Below are 20,600 nucleotides of genomic sequence, written 5' to 3'. Positions count from 1 at the left end.
CCGGCACACCACCCGGCCCGTTCCCTCTCTCCGTGCGTCCCACACGTTTCGGAGAGGGGGCTTTTCAGCCCGCAGCCATGTCGCTGTCGGGAAACCGCTGCGGCAATTGCAGCCGCACGCGCGTTCCGGAGGCATCGGAGCTCAGATCGAGCACCGCGCCGCAGCGCGCGGCACGGCTCCTCATGTTGCGCAGGCCGCGCGCGGTCTGGCCGTTGCGTCCGGCCTCGTCATTGCCGCTCGGCGTGAAGCCATGGCCGTCGTCAGTCACGCTGATCACGCCGTACGGCCCCTGGCCCGTGTCGAGCGTGTCGATGGTGACGGCGATGCGGCGGGCCTGCGCGTGCTTGACTGCGTTGGTCACCGCCTCGTCGAGGATGCGCACGATCTGGATGACGTGCCATGGCCGCAGCTCCGGATGCAGCGGCACGCCCTGCGGCGTCGCCACGCGCCAGTCGAGCGTGATGTCGTGCGGTCGCAATTGCGCGCTGGCGCGCTCGCGCCAGGAGCCGAGGGCGAGCATCAAATCGCCGCCGATGTCGTCCATGGAATCGATGACGAGACGCAGATCCTTCAGCGCGGCACGGGCGGCGTCGGTGATGGACGCGCCCTCATGGCCGCGTTCGGACAGCGCGACGATGCTGACGAGCTGGCCGCCGAGGCCGTCGTGCAGGTCACGCATCAGGCGCGTGCGCTCGTTGGCGAGCGCGGCGGCGCGCGCGCGCTCCTCCTCACGGGCGAAGCTCGCCTTCAGCCGCTCCTCGGCCTCGCGCACGCGCGTCACGAGCTGGCCGGCAAAACTGTCGACCTGGTTCAACGCGCGGGCAAAGCGCCAGGTCAACCCGGCGCCGATCGCGACCAGCATCGCCGAATAGGACAGGCGCGAGACGAAGATGCGATCGTTGCTGACGATCTCGAGCACGTTGAGCATGTCCTGGATCCAGCAGACCAGCACGATGGTCACCGCGCAGCCGATCGTGAAGCTCGCGGCATCCTGCCGCCGCACCACGGCCGTGGCGGTGACGCAGGCCATCAGGATCAGGCAGAGCCCGACGGTGGGAATGCCGAGCACCAGGAACAGGATGCGCGGCAGCGGCGGGCCTCCGATCAGCCCGACCACGAACACGACGACACCGGGCACGAACAGCAGCGTGGCATAGCGCGGCCAGCGCCAGCCGAAGAACAGCACGCCGAACATCACGATCAGCGCGCTCTCGGTCGGCGCGGATGCCAGCAGCACGGCGGCGAGCCGGGAGACCGTCGCCGGCGGCACCGGCGGCGGCGCGAACGCCTGCACCACGCCGAGCACCATCGCGGCCGCCAGCACGCCGTAGACCGGCTCGTGACGCCGCATCAGCCACATGATCGCGAGGATGACGGCCAGGATCGACTGCCAGGCCGAGAACACCACCGGCAGCGTGACGAACAGCAGCGTGCGCGTCTCATAGGCCGGGCGCAAGGCCGCATCCGGTCCGACATAGACCGTGTCGAGAAAGCCTTTCAACGGTCCCCACACGAACAGTCGCACCGTGATCTCGTTGCTGCCCTCGCGCAGCAGCGAGGCGGGGATCGCTGCGATCTGCGGCGTGTTGCGGTCGGGCCGGTTGGCATTGGCATCGCGCCGGGAGTCGAGCACGACGACGCCGTCGACGGCGACCTCCACCGCATTGCTGAAGCGCGGCAGGTACACCGACCATCCCGACGCCGCCTCGCTGCGATGAAACGTGAAGACGCCGTTGTAGAGCGGCGGATCGGCCAGCGAATAGCGTGACGCCGTGAAGTGAGGCAGCGTCACGGGGCGCGTCACGCCGTCTTCGCGCAACGAAAATTCGCTCAGCGCAAGATCATCAGGGTCGCTCGGCTGCAGCAGCCGCAGCCCGAGAACGGTGGCGATCACGATCAGGGCCTGGAACAGCAGGTAGGGCACGAGGCGCGAGGCGATCAGCTGGCGCCGCGGACGCGTCGGTGCCTTCGCGGGTGCTTTGGCCGCGATCTCGCTCACAGCTTGATCAGGCCCTGCTGCACCGCCTCGAACACCGCTTCGCTGCGCGTGTGCACTTCGAGCTTGCGATAGATGTTCTTGATGTGGCCGGGCACGGTCTGCTTGGACAGGCCGAGATGGCTGGCGATCTCGGCATAGCTGAAGCCCTTGGCGATGCCCCAGAGGATGTCGATCTCGCGCGGCGTCAGCCTGGCGGTGTTGAGCACGGGGCCGGGCGGCGACTCCGTCGAGCTCTGCGCGGCACCTTGGGTTCTGCGCACGATGAAGCGGGCGATCGAGGCCGAGATCGGCGAATGGCCGGCGACGAGATCGCGCACGGTGGTGGCGATGTCGGTGGGGAAGGCATCCTTCAGCAGATAGCCGGTGGCACCGACCGTGATCGCGGAGATCACGCTTTCCTCGTCACCGAGCGCGGAGATCACCATGATCTCGGTGTCGGGAAAGCGTTGCCTCATTTCGCGGATCAGCTCGATGCCGTGGCCGTCGGGCAGCCTGAGATCGGTCAGCAGCACGCGCGGCGCGCCGCCGGCAAGCGCCGACCGGGCTTCGCCCAGCGTGCCGGCGCTGCGCACCTCGTAGCCGGCCTTCGTCAACGCATCCTGCAGCCGCCAGCAGGTCGGCGCGTCGTCCTCGACGAGGAGGATGGTGATGGTTTCACCCGTCTCGCCCTGTTCGGTCATGATCATGGTCCCGCACCCGCGTGTCCCCCGCGGCGCGAAGCAAGTTTAACCGGAGCGGAGATACCGCGACACCCATAATCATGGGGGCGGCAAGTCTTTCGTCGCGCGGCGGATCACACCGGCCACGGCTATTTGTTCGTTGCCGAGGGCGCCGGCTTGTCCGGTGCCGGCAGCCGCTGCACCGTGATCCGCGCGGTGCCGCTGTTGTTCTTGTAGTACTGGTCGTCCGGTCCGAAATAGGCGGCGTATTTTGCCGGGAAGACCCATCGCAGGAAGCCCGGCAGGATCTGCACGGCGTCGTTGACGTAGAAGAACAGCTCGCCGGAATCGGGCGCCACGAACTCGGCGACCATCCGGCTTGCCAGCCGGTGCGCGTCCCAGACCTTGCGGGCCGTATCGCTCTTCGCAAGCGCGTCGAATGTGCTCATCCCCGCCACGTCGCTCTTGAGCTTCTTCAGCTTCTCCGCGTCGGCGGGATCTGGCAGCTCCGTCGCATCTTCGAGATGCACCGGGTATCTGTTCTTCGACTTGTCATTGTCCTTTTCCGCGGGGAGATCCGGATGCATGCGGCGGGGCAGCTCATCGGCGGCCATCGTGTTCACGGCTTGCAGCGGTTGATCGTTCAGGCCCTTTTCGCCGACGCGCACCAAGGGCTGAAACCAATCCGCGCCGAACTGCCGCCGAAGCGGCAAGGCGAAATAGTGATGTGTTTCGTAGGTCTGGAATCCGTTGACGCCGGTCAGGATCGTGCGGTCGAACCAGGGGTCTTCCATGTCGACCCAGACGCGGTATTTGCGGCCCTTCTCGACCGCGAGCCTGCTCGCCCAGCAGAACTGGTCGACTCTGAACAGCTCGGTCGCCTCGGCCGCGTCGTCGCCGACCGGCTGCGCCGGTGCGATATTCGCCGGCACCTTTCCGCCCGCTCTCTTGGCCCTCTCCGCCTTGGTTTCCGGGCTCTCGCAGACCTGCCCCGTGGCGAGGCGCCAGGTGAAGAAGCTGCTCGAGCCGATCACAAGGCCCAAGCCGTAGATCGCGATGATGGAGACGATCGGAAAGACGATCTTGGCGAACGGGAAGTGTATCCAGCTGCCGCTTCTCTGCATGAAGCCGCCGAATCTGAACAGGATGTTAAGCCTGCTGAGGTTCTTCACGCTCGCCTTGCGATCCGGCCGGTACCAGGCGAGCCGCGCGCGCTCCTGGATGCCGTCACGCAGCAGCGAGTTCGTGCGCCAGACGACCCACGTCAAGAACACGACGAGCAAGGTTAGGGAGGGATAGTAGAGCGCGATGTCGAGCCACGGCCCGGCATAGGATGGCAAGACGTTCTTGAGCAAATTGGCGATCGACCCGATCACCGCGCCGAGGCCCCAGTCGATGTCGGTGATGAAGCGAAGCACGGCGGTATCGCGCAGGCCGTGATCCACCGTCAGCTCGACGATCTTGTGTGCGATCCACGGCCAGGCGACGATCACGCCCGCCATGACGAGCAGCGTGAAATAGGCCACGCGCCGCCACCACACGGCGCCGTGCGCGAGATCGACCATCTCCGCGTTGGGCGCCGCCATCGCGGTGAAGGCGCCGGCTTCTTCCTTGCTCACCGGCCTCTTGGTCTTTTCGCGATAGGCGTCCTGCATGGCCTTGTGCGTGCCGCCGTCGGTCAGCTCCTGGATGCTTCCATCCGGCATCAGCACGCGCGCGCTCGCGGGAAGCATGATCGGGGCGTAGTCGTCGCAGCCGAACAGCATCCGTTCGACCACCGAGAAGTGAACCACCGGCGTGCCGCCGTTTGCCTTGCCTTCGAGGATCGGGCGCGGATCGTAGCGGTACAGCACCGCCGCGCCGCTGCGTGAATCATGCCGCGGTCCGATTGCCGATTGATAGTCGCGGAACCGCTCGATCGTGCCCTCCTGGAAGCGCAATTGGCCGCCGAGTTGGTCGACCATCCAGACCAGCGGAACGAAGGACAGCGTCGATTCCGGATAGCCGCCGCCGATGTCGGAATGCACGCCGGCGAACCACACTTCATTGACGATCTGATGCGTTCGTTCCAGATGTCTCTGGTCGATGCGCAACGGATGGAAGGTGGTGCGCTCGTCGTCCAGCGCGAGCGCGTGACAGGCGCGCTTGACCGCGCCCGAGAGCTCGCGGTTGCGGAACGAGATCGGCCAGACCGACCAGTCGATCGCGACGCGTAACTCCTCGATCGGAACGCCGTAGGCCTCGACCGTATCGAACAGTCCGAGGAATTCGATCTTGATCTTCCTGCGGCCGCCCATCGCCTTGCGCACCTTGCGGTAGGAGCGGTGAAAAAACAGACGATGATAGATGAACAGCAGGACGTCGCGGATGATTCGTGCAATCCAGATCGTCGGAAGGCTCCAATAGCCGACCGACTTCTTGCGGTACTGCCGCCACGCCGCCATGGCGTTGCGTTCCATCTCGGCGTGCGAGACCGGTTCGCCCTCGATCTCCGCCGGCACCAGTCCCTGGCTCGCGATCAGCGCCGCCAGCGTGCGCGCGGTGAAGGCGCCGCGGCTGAAGCCGAAAATGTAGATCTCGTCGCCGGGACGCCAGGTCCAGCACAGGAAACGATAGAGCTTGCGGACGTTGGAGGGCACGCCGAAACCCGTGGCGCCGTCGAGCGCGGCGAGCGGCGCCCAGCCGGCGGTGCCGACGCCTTTGATGTAATGCGCGATCTGATCCGGCCTTGTGTGGTCGAGCGCCTCATAGAGACGCCAGACACTGGATTCCTGGGCGGTGAAGGCATTGCCCGTGCCGTCGGCGAACAGCACCAGCTTGCGTTGCGACGGCGCCTCGCTCGCGCTTCCGCCGGCGTTCCCGCTATCGGGCGCGCATTCGGGTCGCGAGGAATCGGCGTTCTGCCCGACATCATGATGCGTCATGGGCCCCTCCGGCAATTCAACCGCGAAGGCGCCCGACCCAAACCGGGCAGCGCTTCCCGGAATTTATCAATGGTTGCGTCATAAAATGCGGGTGCATTGTGCCCACAATCCCGTTGAGGTAGCAAGCGGGATCGCGCGGGCCTCGGCGCGGCGAAAGTCCGGGCATCCAAGTTCTTCGTGCTGCGTAGCAAGGCGTGGTTGGCCGGGACGAAAGCCCGGCCATGACGATGCGGAGACGATCGTGGCTCAATTGCAAAGCTCACAAGCCATCGCCGTTCCTTTGGCGGGGCGATGCACTGTTAAGCCTTTACCTGCCGTTGCCGCGGCCGCCGGAGCCGTGTGGTAGCCGCGCGGGAAGGCGTGCGCCCGGGATTGGCGTAGTTCCTTTGATCGCTGCTTTCGCCGCAGGTTCTGCCTGAGGCCGACCGCGACCCGGGGGAAGTGAAAGACGGCGCAGGGTGGGCCTGACACGGTCGGCGTGCCACTGCGGCCTTACGGTTTCGCCGCCGACGGCAACTCAGGCGGCATTGGCGGACTCGGCAGCCGCTGCACGACGATGCGCGCGGTGCCGGCGTTGTTCTTGTAAAACTGATCGTACGGACCCTGGATCGCGGCGAGGCTGGCCGGGCGCAACCAGGCCGGGACCAGGTTCGGGTAGAACTGGACGGCGTCGTTGACGTAGAAAAACAGATCGCCAGCATCAGGCGCGACGAATTCGGCGACCAGCCGGTTTTCCAGCTTTTGTGCGTCCCAGACGGTGCGTGCCGTTTCGCTTGCTGGAAGCGCATCGAACGTGCTCATCCTCGCCACGTCGTCCTTGAGCTTCTTCAGCTTCTCCCTATCGGTGGGATCTGGCAGCTCCATCGTATCCTCGACACGCACGGGATATCTGCTCTTGGAGTTGTCACGGTCCATCTCCGCAGGGATGGTCGGGTTCAGACGGCGCGGCAACTCGTCGGCCGGCATCACGTTGACGGCGTACAATGGCAAATCGTTTCTGCCATTTGATCCGACGCGGACAACAGGCTGGAACCAATCGGCGCCGAACAGGCGGCGGAAAGGCAAGGCGAGATTATAGCTCAAAGAATATGTCTGGAATCCGTTAGCGCCTGTCATGACGGTGCGGTCGAACCACGGCTCCTTGATTTCGATCCAAACGAGATATTTGCGCCCCTTCTCGACTGCCAGCCCGCTCCACCAGCAGAAGTCTCGGGTGTTGAATGGCGCTCGCGCATCGATCGGCGCGTCGAGCACCGGCGTTCCGACAGCTTGTTCGTATCGTCCGTTTGGCGAACCGCTGACGATCGGCGATGTGCAGACCCGTCCGCTTGCTGAATGCCAGGCGAAGATACCCCGGGAGATCGAGATTGTGACCAGACTGGAAGCGATGAGAAAGAAAACGGCAGGCATGAGCAGCCTGGCGAAGAGCACGCGCGCAGGATTTCCATGTTGCCGCATGAAGCGGGCAAATTTGAGTAGCGGGCCGGGCCTAAAAGTATGGGCGCGCTCGGAATTCTCTTGGTACCCCACCAGACGGGCGAACCGGAGCAGGAAGGCGCGCAAATCGGAATCGCTGGGGCTCCGCTTGCGATGAGGGCCGTTCCAGGCGAGGCGCGCACGCACCTGGATGGCATCGCGCAACTCGGCATACCTGTACCAGACCCAGAGCGTGAGTGTGGCGACGATCGAGGTCAGGAATGGATAATAGAGCGAGATGTCGAGCCAGGGGCTTGCATAATCGGGTAGCACACTGCGGACAAGGTGGACGACCGGGCCGATCACCTCACCCAAGGTCCAATCGATATCCGTGATCACCGAGAGTGTCCGGGTATCTTGCAGACTGTCATCCGCAGACACTCGAACCAGCGACCGTACGATCCACGGCCAGATCGCAATGACGCCGATCATGTAGAGCAGCGCAAAATAGGCGACGCGTCGCCACCACACGGTATCCTGCACGACGGCCGACATTTCGGAGTCTGGCGCTTTCATCTGGACGAAGGCTTCGGCCTCCTCCTCTCGCCAATGATCGGTGGCTGGCACCAAATAAGCGGCCTTCATCGCCTCGCGTCCGCTCGATTCCCTGAGCGCTTTTGTGTCCCCGTTCGGCAGGTAGACCCAAGCGTTCGCGGGCAGCATGACCGGAGCGTAGTCATCGGAGCCGCGCAACATGCGTTCGACCACTGCGAAGTGCACCACCGGCGGACCGCCGTCTCTCGCACTGTTTCCGATGTGGCGTGGGCCGTAGCGATAGAGCATTGCAGCGCCTCGGCGAGAGTCGTGCATCGGGCCTATTGCCGACTGATACGCGCGGAAGTGCTCGATGGTGCCGCTGTGGAAGCGCAGCTTGCCTCGGAGCTGCTCGACCATCCAGACCAGCGGCACAAAGGAGAGCGAGCAGTCAGGATACCCGCCGCCGATATCGGAATGCACGCCGGCAAACCACACTTCCTTGACAATCTGTTCGAGGGGCAGATCGCTCTGATCAATCCGCAACGGATGAAAGGTCGTGCGCTCGTCGTCCAGCGCCAGCGCGTGGCAGATGTGTTTCACCTTGCGCGAGGGCCGATGGCTGCGGAACGAGATCGGCCAGATTGCCCAATCGATCGCGACTCGAAGCTCCTCAACCGGAACGCCAAAGGCTTCAACGGTATCAAAGAGCCCAAGAAACTCGATCTCGATCTCCTTGCGGTCCTCCATATGTTGACGGACTTCGGCATAGGATCGATGCGCAAAGACCAGATGATACAGGTAGAGGAGAACGTCGCGGATCAAGCGCGTGATCCAGATCGTCGGCAAGCTCTTCTGAAAGGGCACCGACTGACGGCGATATTCCCTCCAGGCGGCCATGGTGTTGCGCTCCATGTCCGCGGATGACACGGGGAGGCCGTCAATCTCTGCGGGCACCAGCCCCTGCGAAGAGATCATGGCTGCCAGCGTGCGGGCCGTGAATGCGCCGCGGCCGAAGCCGAAGATGTAGATTTCGTCGCCCGGCCGCCAGTTCCAGCACAGGAAGCGATAGAGCTTGCGGACGTTGGACGGCACGCCAACGCCCGTGGCGAAGTCCAGTGCGGCGAGGGGAGCCCAGCCAGCGGTCCCGGTGCCTTTGATATAGTGCGAAATCTGGTCGGGTGACGTGTGATCGAGCGACTCGTAAAGACGCCAAATGGTCGATTCCTGTGTGCTAAACGCGTTGCCGACGCCGTCAGCGAACACGACCAGCTTGCGCTTTCCAGACGGCGTGTCGTCGAGGTCAATGTGCCCGGCAGCATCGGCGCGAGCAACTTCGTCCGTTGCTGACAGACCGCCTCTTTCCGGAATTGCGCCGCTGACCTGTTCTCCGCTCTCCATCCGAAGGTCGCGAGGTTGGACATTCGAGGTATCCGCAGCATCTTCCTCGATTCTCCGCGCTGGCGCGCTCGCGGCCGGCCTAGTTGGTTCCTCCTCCAACGGCACAATACCGGCAGGAGCTTGAGATTGCTCTCCGCTCGAAGCCGGAGATGTACCCGGGAACATGACGGGCGCCGTGGGCGGTGCCGCCGGCTTCAATTTGGTTTGGCCTGGAAACAGAACCGGACTGGATGGCTTAATGGCGGGCTTCAGAAAATCTTCGAAGCGCTGTCGAGCCTGCTCTTCGTCAAGGCCATACAATTCGCAATGTCTGAATACCTTAAGGAGCGGAGACGGCTCGCAAGGTTCGATATAGACAGGTATCGCAAAGTTCGGACGATCTTTGTTCGCCGCCATTTGCGCGGCCCTGCGTTCCCAACTGGAATATGGGGCGTTCAAGTAAGCTTCGCTGATGACGCAAAGAACGTGATCGGCGAGTTTGTGTCGCTCCTCCATCCAGCGCACAATGTCGCCGCCAGCCGAGATCTCCCAGTCATGCAGGCGCGCAACGTGACCAATATTGTCGAGCTGCTGGCCGATCCAAAATGCCCAGTTTCGGTCGGAAGATGTGTAGCTAACGAAAAAGTCGGCCACGGCTGTCTCAAATTGGGGAGCCGGTGTGCCGGCCTAATATAGATTCCGTATCCGAAGACTATATTGGAGGCGAACTTGCACGCAACGGATTTACTTGCTGTATCCATCAACCTCTTAAAAATGTAGCGCCCTTGCTAGGGTCGGTGCGCGCGTGCGCTGCGGCAAGAAATCGCGTCATGCCGTTGCTCCAACGACCCTATTCCCCCTACGACGCATCCACCCGCGGCGGCGGATAGCGCCGGGCCAGCATCGACAGCGACAGGCGCCGCTCGTCCACCGGCAGCTCCAGATAGGCCAGCACCAGCGGCCGCTTCCAGTCGCCGATCCCGAAATCCATCGCCGTCCATTTTTGCGGCTCGGGGCCTTCGAGGCCGCGCACCCAGACGAAATAGCGCGGGAGGTCGTCGGTTTCCGTCGGGCGTGTCCTGGCCATCAAACTGTCCGCTGCGTCAGGTCGGTTGCACAGGATATAGGGACTGATGCGGCGAAGTCGAATGGCGCCGGGGAGCGTAATCTGACCTTCGCGTCATTGCGAGAAGCCCTTGCGACGAGGCAATCCAGACTACCTCCGCGGATGCAGTCCTGGATCGCTTCGCTGCGCTCGCAATGACGGTGTGGATACAGGCGGGGCAAGAATGAGCTATTGGGTTGCAGAAGATGATTTTCAGCCCAGGACCATCCAACCCGAACGCCCGCCGGTTCATGGCAGCAAAATTCTGCTTGACCGAAATTCGGAAATGTCGTATCTGCGTCTGCATCCCGGCCCAAGGATTAAGGGGCGTTTCGCGATCGTCACGATGCGCGGGCCGGGTGGCGGTGGACGTGGAGTGCATCGGCGCGCCGGCAATTGCAGGGCGGGCTTGGCCCGTGAGCGGTTGACTGGCGCGCACACGACCGGTGCGGTCCGCGTACGGCAAAAGCGTGTGGTCCTGACGCCCGGGGTCTGTGCGTCAAGGCTTGCGGTGGTGTAGCGGCCCGACCGGGTACGCGCATCGATCAGCCGTAAGGCGACGGGGGCAATAGTGCAACGCTCCCCGGGGAGAGCGCGCCATAAGCCGTCAAACCACTGCGCAGGGAAAGGCCGGGATGTCCGGGCTGCCCTGTATGCCGCTGTGCATCTGCTTTCGCGCAGTTTGCGCACAGCGGACCGCGGGTGCCAGCCGGCGCCCGGCCTTCCCTGCGCCCTTTCCAAGGAAGGGGCGTCAAGAGAAGCACAAGACTCGGGCGTCATGCGTCGCGAGGCTGCGGAAGCGCGTCTTGCTATTTGAAAACCGGGCTGTGCGTTGCCGTGCTGGTCAGCGCCACAATTCGCAGGTCGCTACGCGGTTGATGTCGGTGAGGCGGCGAGCGGCGTCGCCTTGCAGATCGAGGCTTTCGACCAGCGTCAACAGGCGATGATAGGCGCCGTCGGCGACTTCGACCGGCAGCGGAGCCTCGTCAAAGGCCTCGATATAGCTGCCGACGATACCGCTGAGCAGGCGGCACAGGCCGCGCTGGGCGGGATCGCGCCGGCCGAGCGTCTCGAGCTTCTGCTGAAAGATCTGGAAGGTGCGCAGGCCGTGGTGTTGCTCCGAAAGCCATGCGTGCAGGTCGTTCATATGAGCTCCTTCGAGTGATGGAAGAAGCTACCGGTTTATACAGTGGAGATATGGGAATGGCTAGGGAGGGGGAGCGGAGTGTGTTGAGACGGTCCGTCTTCGCCAAGAGGCTTCGCCGGACACGCTTCACCCTTCGGTCCAGCGTGGCCGCGCCACGCGTAGCCCGAAGGGCGAAGCGTGGTGCCCCTGGCCGGAATCGAACCAGCACTCCTTGCGGAACTCGATTTTGAGTCGAGCGCGTCTACCAGTTCCGCCACAGGGGCCCTCGGTCGGCCCTTGAAGGAGCGTCGCGAAGCCGGCGGACTATAGCCATGGGCAAAGCGGGGTCAACCCGCGCCAAAGTGATCCCGCCCGTTCTCGACAGCCGCATGGACCGGGGCTAGAGGCATAGGGCGCGATCGACCCGAAAGAGGCTGCCGTGACGACCCAGAGTGCCGCCATACCTGCGTTCAAGCCGGCCGGTGCGAGCCCGGCGCTGACGGCCTCGCTGCTCGTCACGCTGATTGCGGCCGCGACCATCGCGGGCGCGTGGTTCTTCCAGCTGGTGCTGGAGATCCTGCCCTGTCCGCTCTGCCTGGAGCAGCGCTACGCCTATTACCTCGCGATACCGCTCGGTGCGCTCACGGCGATGGCGGCACGAAGCGGCGCGCCGCGGCCGCTGCTGCTGGCGGGGCTCGCGATCCTCGCTCTGGCGACGCTCACCAATGCCGGCCTCGGCGCCTATCACTCCGGCGTCGAATGGGGGTTTTGGAAAGGGCCGACCGATTGCACCGGTCCCGTCGTCAACCTCGGCAACGCCGGCGATCTTTTTTCACGGCTCGACACCGTGAAGGTGGTGCGTTGCGACGAGGTGCAGTGGCGCTTCCTCGGCCTCTCGCTCGCCGGCTACAATGTGCTGATTTCGCTGCTGATGGCCGCGATCGCCGCGTGGGGATTTGTGGCGACCGCGAAGCGCTAAAAGCTCAATCGTCCACGTCGTCCTGGGTGCGTCCGAACAGATGCACGATGCCGGGCGTCGCGATCGTCACGAACACGAAACGCGACAAATGATGGGCCCCGACGAAGATCGGGTCGATGTGCAGCGTCAGCGCCAGCGCCAGCATCGCGTCCATCGCGCCTGGCGCGAAGGCGACGACGACGTCGGAGAATTTCACCTGCGTGGTGAGCGCGACGATGCCGACGAAGATGGCGGAGACGGCGATCGCGACCGTGAACGAGCCCAGCGCCGCGTTGATATGGCCGGCGAGCGTCTTGATCCGCATCCGCGCGAAACGGCTGCCGATCAGCGCGCCGATCCCGACCAGCGCCACGCCGCGCCCCCAATCCGGCAGGCCGCCCTCGACCCAGCCGGTGCCGTGCAGCACGCTGGAGGCGATCATGGCGCCGAACATCCAGCTCGCCGGAAACTTGATCAGACGCAGAAACAGCGCCATCGCCAACGAGGCCGCGACCAGCTCCACGAGGCCGAGCGGCGAGGCGATCATCGTCGCCAGCGTCGGTGCGGCGGAGGGCGCCACGCCCGCGATCGCCAGCACCATCGGCAGTGCCGCGGTGAGGATGATGACGCGCATGGTCTGCACCACCGCGATACCGGGCAGGTCGGCGCCGCGCTCGACCGCCAGGATCGTGATCTGCGACAGCGCACCGGGGCTGCCGGCCAGGAAGGCCGAGGTGCGATCCCAGCCATGGACGCGCTGGAGGTAATAGCTGGAGCCGAAGGTCGAGCAGAAGGTCGCGAGCGCAAGCAGGCCGATGGTGAGGGGATAGGCGCCGACCTGCTGCAGCAGATGGCGCGAGACCACCGAGCCCAGCGAGATGCCGAGCAGCACCAGCACGGTCTGGGTCAGGAGCGGCGGCAGCGACAATTGACGGCCGGCGATGGCGGCGATCGCCACCGCGATCATCGATCCCGAGATCAGCCCGCCGGGAAGACCGGCGAGGAGAAACACCAGGCCTCCGGCCGTGCCGATGATGAGCGTCTCCGCCGTGCTCAAGAGCTTGGCGCGGCTCGGCCATTCGAACGGCAGGGAGGCGGTGATGTGCTTCACGCCGCCTTATCGCAAATCGGCGGCAGGCGCACAATTGCAGGCTCGTCATGCCGCAATGCGTGCGCCTGCCGCCCTAGGCGGGCGGAAGATCGCGTCGGGTTATTTCTTGTCGGCGGCGGGCGCGGCGGTCCCTGCCTTGGCGCTCTTGATGCATTCGGAGCGGAATTTCTTGCGCTCCTTGCCGTGCAGGCCCTTGGCGTCCGCCTGCTTGGAGCATTCGAGCGACTCGGACGAGCGCTCCTTCGGCGCCTTCTTGTCGGCGGTCGCGGCGGAATCGGTCTTGGTCTCGGTCTTGGCAGCCGGCGCGGCGGTCTGCGCGAAGGCGGCGCCGGTGGCGAGCAGGGCGGCGAGGGCGACGGCGGCGAGGCGGGAGGCTGGGGTCATGATGTTGCACTCATCTTGCGAGAATTGCGAAGGGGTTCGAACGTCGGCTCGCGTTGCTGAATGCCACATGAATAATCCGAACGGCGCGGACACTATATTTTGGCCGTCGGAGCCATCGCTTCCTTGTCGCAAACGGCTGGCACGCTAGGATAGCAATTCTCAATTCACTTCCCCGCCGGGGGAAGCCAAGGAGGAGACAGGGATGACCATTCGATCAAAAATGCTGTGCGCGATTGCGTTGTCGGGACTTGCTGCGCTCACGGTGTCGGCGCCGGCGCAGGCACTGACGTCGCAGGAGTGCAGCGCGAAATACCAGGCGGCCAAGAAGGACGGCTCGCTCGGCACCATGAAGTGGAATGACTTCCGCAAGGCCCAGTGCGGCGCGGATGCAACGCCCGCTGCTGCTGCGCCGGCCGCCGCGCCCACTGCGGCTGCGCCCGCAGCTCCCGCCGAGCCGAAGCAGGCGAAGAAGGAGGCGGCTCCCGCCGCCGCGCCGACCCTGCCGGCCGGACCGGCCGTCTATCCGAACGCGATCGATCCCAAATACGCCAAGGAGACTCCCGGCAAAGGGCGCCTGCACACCTGCGTCGACCAGTACAACGCCAACAAGACCACCAACGGCAATGGCGGCATGAAGTGGATCGAGAAGGGCGGCGGCTATTACAGCGAATGCAACAAGAAGCTGAAGGGCGCCGCCTGAGCTTCGAACCGATGCGAAGGCCGGAGCGGCGCTCCGGCCTTTTTCGCGCCTAGTCGAGCAGCTTTTCGGCCGATTTCGCCACCAGCTGCGCCCGCTTGCGCGGGCCGCGCTCGACGAACAAGAGGCTCTGGCCGAAGATGAAGCAGTAGAACAGGAAGGCCTGCGCGTCGGCCTCCTCGGCCGCAAGCCCGGTCGCGCGATAGAGCTCGGCGACGTGCTTGAGCCGCGCGGCGTCCACGCCCGCCACCGCCGCCGCGGCACTCTCGTCCGAGCGGGCCCATTGCCGGATCGCGAGCTCGATCGCCATGGCTTCCGGATTGAGCCGCTCCGAATAGAGCTGGATCACCGCCTTCAGCCGTTCGCGGGGCGCCTCACCGTCGAGGCGGGTCTGCTGCGCGATCGACGCCGCCCGTCCCTCGCGCCAGCGTTGCAGCATGGCATCGAGCAGCGCCGCGCGGTCGGCGAAGCGGCGGTAGAAGCCACCCTTGGTGACGCCGAGGCTCTTGGCGAGCACCTCGACCCTGACACCCTCGACCCCCGAGCGGGCAAGCTCGGCAAACGCCGCCTCGACCCAGACATCGCCCTTGCCGTCGCTCATGAAGGAAGCCTCGCCGATTCTTGATACGGTGCCGTATTGCTAGCGCGGCAGAGCCCTGATACGCTACCGTATCAGGAAGCCGGTACAGGCCGAACAGGGCAGGAGGAATTGCGATGGATCAGGAGGCGACCTATCGCGGCACGGTCTATCCGTGGCAATGCGATCATGTCGGTCACATGAACATCATGTGGTATGTCGGCAAGTTCGACGAGGCCAACTGGAATCTGTTCGCCCGGCTCGGCTTGACGCCGAGTTACCTGCGCAGTTCCGGCCGCGGCATGGCGGCGGTGCAGCAGAACATCACCTACAAGCGCGAGCTGCTCGCCGGCGACATCGTCGAGATCCACAGCCGCCTGCTCGAGATCGGCGACAAATCGCTCCGCTTTCGGCACGAGATGAGAAATGCCGAGACCGGTGAGATCGCCGCGACTTGCGAGATCACCGGTGTGCACATGGATCGTGGGCTGCGGAAGTCGGCGCCGTTCGCGGATGCCGTCCGCCAAACCGCCTCGATGCATCTTGCCGAACCGGCCGAGGTCTGAGCCATGGCCGCGTTCGAGCCGAAAAATCCGGGCTATCGCGCTGCTGCCATTGCCTTGTTCGACGGCCAGCCGGCGATGCACACGCTCGGCATCGTGATCGTCCGCCTCGCGCCGGGCGAGGTCGAGCTGGCAATGCTGCATGCGCCGGCCTTCACGCAACAGAACGGCTTTGTCCATGCCGGCATCATCACCGCAGGCCTCGACAATGCCTGCGGTGTTGCCGCCTTCACCCTGATGCCAGCCGAGGCCGGCATCCTCACCGTCGAGTTCAAGACCACGCTGCTCGCGCCAGCCCGGGGCGAACGCTTCGTCTTCAAGGCAGAGGTGGTCAAGCCCGGTCGCACGTTGACATTCTGCGAGGCCAGAGCCTTTGCAGAGCACGAAGGCGAGACCTCGCTGATCGCCACCATGACCGGGACGCTGATGGCGATGTTGCCCCGCGAAGCTCCGCAGCCGTCGCGCATGTCCCCCGCATCGCGCGGCAATTGACAAGCCTGTCCGCGCATCTCTTGATGCGCCGGTCATGCTTGCGAGTCTCGGTATCATCCTGCTGTGCCAACTGATCGGCGAGGCGGTTGCGCGCGGCCTCGGCTTGCCGTTGCCAGGCCCTGTGCTCGGTCTGCTGCTGCTCCTGATCCTGCTGCTTGCGCGCGATCGCTTCACGGGGCTTGCATACGGGCCCTTGAGCAAGGGCGGCGTGGAAACGGCAAGCAAGGGCTTGCTGGCGCATCTGTCGCTGCTGTTCGTGCCGGCCGGCGTCGGCGTCGTGCAGGAGCTCGACCTGCTTGCGTCCCACGGCATCGCGATCGTCCTGGTGCTCGCGCTGTCGGTGGTCGTCACGTTGCTCGCGACGGTGCTGACCTTCCGCCTCGTCAGCCGCCTGTTGAAGCACGGGGATGCGCGATGAAGGACAATCCGTTTTCGCTGTGGGTCTATCTCTCGCAGTCCCCGCTGTTGTGGCTGACCGTGACGCTGCTGGTCTATGCGGCCACGGACGCGGTGTCGCTGGCGACGCGGCGCCATCCGCTGGCCAATCCCGTGCTGCACGCGATGTGGATCATCGGTGCGTTCCTGCTGCTGACCGGTACCTCCTACACGACTTATTTCGCCGGCGCGCAGTTCGTGCATTTCCTGCTGGGGCCCGCGACCGTCGCGCTGGCCGTGCCGTTGTACGAGAACCGCCGGCGCGTGGCTGCATCGATCGCGCCGATGCTGGTGGCGTTGTTCGCGGGCTCGGTCACAGCCGTGGTCTCGGTGGTGCTGCTGGCCGAGCTTGCCGGCCTGCCGCGGGAGGTGGTGCTCTCGCTGGCGCCGAAATCGGTCACCGCCGGCGTTGCCATGGGCATCGCCGAATCCCTGCATGCCGATCCATCGCTGGCGGCGGTTGCGGTCATTCTCACCGGTATCATGGGCGCCATCATCGTCACGCCGCTGATGAACCGCACCGGCGTCACCGATTACCGGGCGCGCGGATTCGCAGCCGGCCTCGCCGCGCATGGCATCGGAACAGCGCGTGCGTTCCAGGTCGACGAGATTGCCGGCGTGTTCTCCGGCCTCGCGATGAGCCTGAACGCTCTGGTGACCTCGTTTCTGGTCCCCCTGGCGGTCACGCTGCTGGTGCGATGACATCGCCGCCGTGACACTCTATATGACGCGTAACGATTCCCGGGCCCGAACCGTATTCGGGAGATGGGACCGAAACGGGACGAGATATGTCTGGATTTGGGAATAAGGGTTACAGGCCGACGCGGCGCGCGGCGCTGACGCTGATTGGGGCTGGCGCCCTTGCGGCGGGCGGCGTCACGTCGGTGCTGGCAGCCGCCAACGACGACGAGGTGTTGACGGAAGCCAAGGTGCTGCGGGATCCCGACACGCCCGTCGCCGGCAATCCCAACGGCAACGTCACCATCGTCGAATGGTCCGACTACAATTGTCCCTATTGCCGCAAGCTCGAGCCCGAGCTGCGCCAGGTCGTCCAGGACGACGGCAAGGTGCGGCTGGTGATGAAGGACTGGCCGATCCTCGGGCCGGTCTCGGTCACGGCCGCTCGGACCGCGCTCGCGGCCAAGTTCCAGGACAAGTATCATCAGGCTCATGACGCGATGATGGGCGTCAGCTCGCGCCTGACCGAGCCGCGCATCAACGAGCTGCTGGCGGCCGCCGGTGTCGATATGGACCGCCTGAAGCGCGATCTCACCGACCACGGCAGCGACATCGACGCCCTGCTCAAGCGCAACAACGAGCAGGCCGAAGCCTTCGGCTTCCGCGGCACCCCTGCCTTCATCGTCGGCAAGTATCGCGTTCCCGGCGTGCTGAGCATGGCCGAGTTCGAGCAGGTCATCGCCGATGCGCGCAAGGCCAAGATGAATTGATCCGTGCGGCGTCGATTGCAGCCAACACAAAGGCGCCGCCGCGGACCGCGACGGCGCCTCGTTCGTGATCGAACCTCGCTACTTCGACGAGATCCGGACCCAGTCCTTGTGCGCGCGATCGCGCAGCGCGTCCCAATCGGCCTTCGCGACGTCCCAGTTCACGATCGTGCGATTGCTGGTCGCGACCTCGCCGTTGGCGACCGACGACGTCTGCATGGAATCATAGACGTAGACGCCGCCCGCGAGAAGCAGCGCGCCCAGGATCATTCCGAAAAGAGTTCGCATGTCCAACCTCCGGTGACCGGCACTAACGTCCGCCGCCATGGACGGTTCCCTGCGCTTGATCATCGCAGAGGGGCAGTTCGGCCCGGATCGGACCTATGGTCGTGGATTAACGATCGCGGATTGGCTATAAATGGACTGATGACGAACAACGCCTCCGCCAGCCTGATCGATAAGCTCGGCCGCAAATATCTCTGGTGGCGGCCGGTCGACGGATTGCCTTTCTCCGAAGATCGCATCGTGGCGCAGATCATGAACCTCGGGACGTATGACGACGTGCTCCAATTGGAGGAAGCGCTGGGGCACGCGCGTCTCGCAAGCGTCATGCTTCACGCTGAGCCGGGCTGGTTCAGCGATCGATCCTGGGAGTTCTGGCGCGGCCGCCTGTCATTCGCGACCGGCGCCGAACTGCCGGAGAAGGCGCCACGAAGAGCCTTCGATGCCGCGACGCTTTGAGCCGAAACTGTCGATCCTGCCCGCCGCTCAACGCGAAATCTGGCCGCTGCTTGCTCCGTCGCAGAGCCTCCAACTCGTCCTCTACGGCGGAACGGCCGTTGCGCTTCGATTGGGGCATCGTGAATCGCTCGATTTCGATTTCTCTGCTCCGCCCCGCTGAACAAGCAGGAAGTGCGTGCGCAGTTCGGCTTCGTCAACGGCGCCGCCGTCCTTCAGGATGCGCCCAATACGTTGGTGGTCTCGACCAACATGCCCTCGGGCTTGGGCACGCTACCCGATGTATTTCTCAAGCAGGGGCTACTATGACGGCGGTCGAGTCGCATTCAGCCACTGCATCAGCTCCGCGTTGATCTCGCGCGGATAGGTGTGGCTGAGGTCGTCGATCTCGCGGTAGGTGACGTCAGCGCCGGCCGCTGCAAGCGCTGCCTGCGTCTGGCGCGCGGTCTGCACCGGAAACATCCAGTCGAGCTTCCCGTGGGTGATGAAGATCGGCAGCCTCTGCAGGCGTGTGGCATCGGCCATCTCCGCCATCAGCGGATGGAAGGTTGCGGACACCGGCGCCAGATGGGTGAAGGGCGAGGCGCCGTCGAGCCCGCTGACGTAACAGAAGGTGCCGCCATCGCTCATGCCGGTCAGCAGCATGCGCGAGGCATCGACGGTCCAGCGGCTGCGCACGGTCTCGAGGATGCGCATGAGATTGGGCGTATCGGCATCGTCGCCCATCAGCGCCCAGGTCGGGCCTGTCGCGGTCGGCGCCACCAGGATCGCGCCGAGACTGCGGGCGTCGCGCAGCCAGCTCCACAGAAAGCTGCGTCCGTTGCCGCTGCCGCCATGCAGCGCCATCACCAGCGGCATGGCGCGACCTGGCGTGTCATATTCGGGCACATAGACCGAGAAGCCGCCGCGGCTGCCGGGTTCGTTGTGCTCGTGGAAGATGCCGGCGTCCTCGCGCGCGCCGACTTCGAGCCGCGACAACAGCTCCGAATTGTCGCGATTGGCGGCGTCGAGGAAGAAGCTGCTCACCGGTGGGAATCGCAGTGCCAGCGGATAGAGCGCCTCCTGCGCGCGCGGGACATGGCGCAGCGCGCGGAAGACCGCGACGAGATCGCCATTACCGCGCTCGACCTCACGGATGCCGGCAAAGGCGGCGAGCGTCTCGTCGCAGGCGCGGTCCAGTCGCTCGCGCATTTCGGCGAACTGGTCCGGCCAATTCCCGATAGAAGTGCGTGCGGCCCGCAGCGCATCGTCCGGCGCGCCGATCTCGTTCATGACGGAGGCAAACGCCGGCGGATGCAGATGCCGCTGGAAAAATCCGAGCGCTTCCAGCGCATTGAGCAGCGGCGGGAGCACGACCACGATGTCGTCCACAACGGCCTCGGTCATTGCGGATCCCTTCAACGTGGATTCAGTGCAGCTTCGGCGCCTTCAACAGCTTGAAGCGGTCGGTCGAGGTCACCGTGACGTCGAAGGTGACGCCTTGGTGATGCACGGTCAGCGGCACGTCGACGCCGGCGGCGCCGAGCGACCACATCTTCCTGTAGAAGGCGGTCTGGCTCGTGACCTTGTCGCCGTCGACGGCGAGGATGATGTCGTCGGTCTTGAGCTCGGCGCGCGCGGCCGGACCGTTGGTGGAGATCCCGATCACCACCACGCGGTTGTCGACCTCGGTCGAAAGGAGTCCGAGCCAGGGCCGCGCAGGCTTGTTGACGCGGCCGAACTTGCGCAAATCCTCCAGGATCGGCTTCAACAAATCGATCGGCACGACCATGTTGACGTGCTCGGCCTTGCCGTCGCGTTCACGCTCCAGCTGAAGCGAGCCGATGCCGATCAACTCGCCGCGATCGTTGAGCAGCGCGGTGCCGCCCCAGTTCGGATGCGCGGGATAGGTGAAGATGGCTTCGTCCAGCAGATATTCCCAGTAACCGGCGAATTCCTGCTTGGCCACGATCTGGCTCGCGACCGAGCGCGTGCGGCCGCCGGCGCCGCCGACCACGACGCGGTCGCCGATACGGGTTGCCGCCGACGATCCGAGCGGCAGCGGCTCGACGTCGAGC

Annotated in this window: 21 protein-coding genes and 1 tRNA gene; 9 read left to right on the top strand and 13 right to left on the bottom strand. The window is 64.9% G+C overall.

Going from position 1 to position 20,600, the window contains the following annotated elements; genetic code table 11:
- Nucleotides 1-64: 64 nt before the first annotated feature.
- From SE92_RS20290 to SE92_RS20260, 7 genes are all read right to left on the bottom strand, one after another.
- Nucleotides 65-1,999: a sensor histidine kinase gene (locus SE92_RS20290; protein WP_063197824.1), complete on the bottom strand. Its 1,935-nt coding sequence runs from the start codon at nt 1,997-1,999 to the stop codon at nt 65-67.
- A complete protein-coding gene (locus tag SE92_RS20285; protein ID WP_063203655.1) occupies nt 1,996-2,679 on the bottom strand; it encodes a response regulator transcription factor in 684 nt (227 codons plus the stop codon). The genes SE92_RS20290 and SE92_RS20285 overlap by 4 nt, the downstream gene beginning before the upstream one ends.
- A 128-nt stretch (nt 2,680-2,807) precedes the next feature.
- Nucleotides 2,808-5,582 (bottom strand): T6SS phospholipase effector Tle1-like catalytic domain-containing protein, encoded by a 2,775-nt coding sequence (locus SE92_RS20280; RefSeq protein WP_063197823.1) that lies wholly within the window; start codon nt 5,580-5,582, stop codon nt 2,808-2,810.
- Between the two features lie 492 nt (nt 5,583-6,074).
- On the bottom strand, nt 6,075-9,566 hold the full coding sequence (locus tag SE92_RS20275; protein WP_084251857.1) for a phospholipase effector Tle1 domain-containing protein: 3,492 nt from the start codon (nt 9,564-9,566) through the stop codon (nt 6,075-6,077).
- Nucleotides 9,567-9,771: 205 nt separating this feature from the next.
- The gene (locus tag SE92_RS20270) at nt 9,772-9,999 is read right to left on the bottom strand and encodes a hypothetical protein (RefSeq protein ID WP_063197822.1); all 228 of its coding nucleotides are present in this window, start codon (nt 9,997-9,999) and stop codon (nt 9,772-9,774) included.
- 862 nt (nt 10,000-10,861) lie between these two features.
- Nucleotides 10,862-11,164: a hypothetical protein gene (locus SE92_RS20265; RefSeq protein ID WP_063197820.1), complete on the bottom strand. Its 303-nt coding sequence runs from the start codon at nt 11,162-11,164 to the stop codon at nt 10,862-10,864.
- Nucleotides 11,165-11,342: 178 nt separating this feature from the next.
- A tRNA-Leu gene (locus tag SE92_RS20260) sits at nt 11,343-11,427 on the bottom strand.
- Between the two features lie 155 nt (nt 11,428-11,582).
- Here SE92_RS20260 and SE92_RS20255 point away from each other — a divergent pair.
- Complete coding sequence (locus SE92_RS20255; protein ID WP_063197818.1) at nt 11,583-12,122, top strand: disulfide bond formation protein B; 540 nt, start codon at nt 11,583-11,585, stop codon at nt 12,120-12,122.
- A gap of 4 nt (nt 12,123-12,126) precedes the next feature.
- On the opposite strand, the gene SE92_RS20250 is transcribed toward SE92_RS20255, so the two are convergent.
- Nucleotides 12,127-13,212 (bottom strand): AbrB family transcriptional regulator, encoded by a 1,086-nt coding sequence (locus SE92_RS20250; protein ID WP_063197816.1) that lies wholly within the window; start codon nt 13,210-13,212, stop codon nt 12,127-12,129.
- 99 nt (nt 13,213-13,311) lie between these two features.
- Nucleotides 13,312-13,596 (bottom strand): PsiF family protein, encoded by a 285-nt coding sequence (locus SE92_RS20245; RefSeq protein WP_063197814.1) that lies wholly within the window; start codon nt 13,594-13,596, stop codon nt 13,312-13,314.
- 202 nt (nt 13,597-13,798) lie between these two features.
- Here SE92_RS20245 and SE92_RS20240 point away from each other — a divergent pair, with 202 nt between their 5' ends.
- A complete protein-coding gene (locus SE92_RS20240) occupies nt 13,799-14,296 on the top strand; it encodes a hypothetical protein (RefSeq protein WP_063197812.1) in 498 nt (165 codons plus the stop codon).
- 49 nt (nt 14,297-14,345) lie between these two features.
- Here the strand turns inward: SE92_RS20240 and SE92_RS20235 are convergent, their stop codons facing one another.
- Nucleotides 14,346-14,894 carry a TetR/AcrR family transcriptional regulator gene (locus SE92_RS20235; protein ID WP_063197810.1) on the bottom strand — a complete coding sequence of 183 codons (549 nt, stop codon included), beginning with the start codon at nt 14,892-14,894 and terminating at the stop codon, nt 14,346-14,348.
- 113 nt (nt 14,895-15,007) lie between these two features.
- On the opposite strand from SE92_RS20235, the gene SE92_RS20230 reads away from it, so the two are divergent.
- The 5 genes from SE92_RS20230 (at nt 15,008) to SE92_RS20210 (ending at nt 17,808) form a co-directional block, all read left to right on the top strand.
- Nucleotides 15,008-15,436, top strand: coding sequence for an acyl-CoA thioesterase (locus SE92_RS20230; RefSeq protein ID WP_063197808.1), 429 nt, complete (start codon nt 15,008-15,010; stop codon nt 15,434-15,436).
- Between the two features lie 3 nt (nt 15,437-15,439).
- A complete protein-coding gene (locus tag SE92_RS20225; RefSeq protein WP_063197806.1) occupies nt 15,440-15,925 on the top strand; it encodes a PaaI family thioesterase in 486 nt (161 codons plus the stop codon).
- Between the two features lie 34 nt (nt 15,926-15,959).
- Nucleotides 15,960-16,343: a CidA/LrgA family protein gene (locus SE92_RS20220; RefSeq protein ID WP_063197804.1), complete on the top strand. Its 384-nt coding sequence runs from the start codon at nt 15,960-15,962 to the stop codon at nt 16,341-16,343.
- Complete coding sequence (locus tag SE92_RS20215) at nt 16,340-17,062, top strand: LrgB family protein (protein WP_063197802.1); 723 nt, start codon at nt 16,340-16,342, stop codon at nt 17,060-17,062. Before SE92_RS20220 ends, SE92_RS20215 begins: the two co-directional genes overlap by 4 nt.
- Before the next feature lie 86 nt (nt 17,063-17,148).
- Nucleotides 17,149-17,808, top strand: coding sequence for a DsbA family protein (locus tag SE92_RS20210; RefSeq protein WP_063197800.1), 660 nt, complete (start codon nt 17,149-17,151; stop codon nt 17,806-17,808).
- A gap of 78 nt (nt 17,809-17,886) precedes the next feature.
- On the opposite strand, the gene SE92_RS20205 is transcribed toward SE92_RS20210, so the two are convergent.
- Complete coding sequence (locus tag SE92_RS20205; RefSeq protein WP_063197798.1) at nt 17,887-18,093, bottom strand: hypothetical protein; 207 nt, start codon at nt 18,091-18,093, stop codon at nt 17,887-17,889.
- 138 nt (nt 18,094-18,231) lie between these two features.
- Between SE92_RS20205 and SE92_RS20200 the strand changes: the two genes are divergently transcribed.
- Together SE92_RS20200 and SE92_RS37560 are read left to right on the top strand one after the other, a co-directional pair.
- Entirely contained in the window at nt 18,232-18,546 is a 315-nt protein-coding gene (locus tag SE92_RS20200) for a hypothetical protein (RefSeq protein WP_063197796.1), read from the top strand.
- Entirely contained in the window at nt 18,530-18,706 is a 177-nt protein-coding gene (locus tag SE92_RS37560) for a nucleotidyl transferase AbiEii/AbiGii toxin family protein (protein WP_502686771.1), read from the top strand. Before SE92_RS20200 ends, SE92_RS37560 begins: the two co-directional genes overlap by 17 nt.
- A 140-nt stretch (nt 18,707-18,846) precedes the next feature.
- On the opposite strand, the gene SE92_RS20195 is transcribed toward SE92_RS37560, so the two are convergent.
- On the bottom strand, nt 18,847-19,929 hold the full coding sequence (locus tag SE92_RS20195) for an alpha/beta hydrolase (protein ID WP_063197794.1): 1,083 nt from the start codon (nt 19,927-19,929) through the stop codon (nt 18,847-18,849).
- A gap of 22 nt (nt 19,930-19,951) precedes the next feature.
- The coding region (locus SE92_RS20190) for a S1C family serine protease (protein ID WP_063197792.1) at nt 19,952-20,600 on the bottom strand (649 nt) is incomplete at its 5' end.

The organism is Bradyrhizobium sp. AT1 (assembly GCF_001590795.1).
Classification (GTDB): domain Bacteria; phylum Pseudomonadota; class Alphaproteobacteria; order Rhizobiales; family Xanthobacteraceae; genus Bradyrhizobium.
The sequence above is the reverse complement of the archived record's forward strand: the minus strand, read 5'-3'. Positions and strand labels throughout refer to the sequence as shown.

Coding starts and splice junctions, on each gene's coding strand:
- SE92_RS20245 (WP_063197814.1), bottom strand. CDS start 13,596: ATGACCCCAGCCTCCCGCCTCGCCGCCGTCGCCCTCGCCGCCCTGCTC.
- SE92_RS20270 (WP_063197822.1), bottom strand. CDS start 9,999: ATGGCCAGGACACGCCCGACGGAAACCGACGACCTCCCGCGCTATTTC.
- SE92_RS20210 (WP_063197800.1), top strand. CDS start 17,149: ATGTCTGGATTTGGGAATAAGGGTTACAGGCCGACGCGGCGCGCGGCG.
- SE92_RS20280 (WP_063197823.1), bottom strand. CDS start 5,582: ATGACGCATCATGATGTCGGGCAGAACGCCGATTCCTCGCGACCCGAA.
- SE92_RS20240 (WP_063197812.1), top strand. CDS start 13,799: ATGACCATTCGATCAAAAATGCTGTGCGCGATTGCGTTGTCGGGACTT.
- SE92_RS20230 (WP_063197808.1), top strand. CDS start 15,008: ATGGATCAGGAGGCGACCTATCGCGGCACGGTCTATCCGTGGCAATGC.
- SE92_RS20265 (WP_063197820.1), bottom strand. CDS start 11,164: ATGAACGACCTGCACGCATGGCTTTCGGAGCAACACCACGGCCTGCGC.
- SE92_RS20235 (WP_063197810.1), bottom strand. CDS start 14,894: ATGAGCGACGGCAAGGGCGATGTCTGGGTCGAGGCGGCGTTTGCCGAG.
- SE92_RS20200 (WP_063197796.1), top strand. CDS start 18,232: ATGACGAACAACGCCTCCGCCAGCCTGATCGATAAGCTCGGCCGCAAA.
- SE92_RS20220 (WP_063197804.1), top strand. CDS start 15,960: ATGCTTGCGAGTCTCGGTATCATCCTGCTGTGCCAACTGATCGGCGAG.
- SE92_RS20225 (WP_063197806.1), top strand. CDS start 15,440: ATGGCCGCGTTCGAGCCGAAAAATCCGGGCTATCGCGCTGCTGCCATT.
- SE92_RS20205 (WP_063197798.1), bottom strand. CDS start 18,093: ATGCGAACTCTTTTCGGAATGATCCTGGGCGCGCTGCTTCTCGCGGGC.
- SE92_RS37560 (WP_502686771.1), top strand. CDS start 18,530: ATGCCGCGACGCTTTGAGCCGAAACTGTCGATCCTGCCCGCCGCTCAA.
- SE92_RS20215 (WP_063197802.1), top strand. CDS start 16,340: ATGAAGGACAATCCGTTTTCGCTGTGGGTCTATCTCTCGCAGTCCCCG.
- SE92_RS20195 (WP_063197794.1), bottom strand. CDS start 19,929: ATGACCGAGGCCGTTGTGGACGACATCGTGGTCGTGCTCCCGCCGCTG.
- SE92_RS20285 (WP_063203655.1), bottom strand. CDS start 2,679: ATGACCGAACAGGGCGAGACGGGTGAAACCATCACCATCCTCCTCGTC.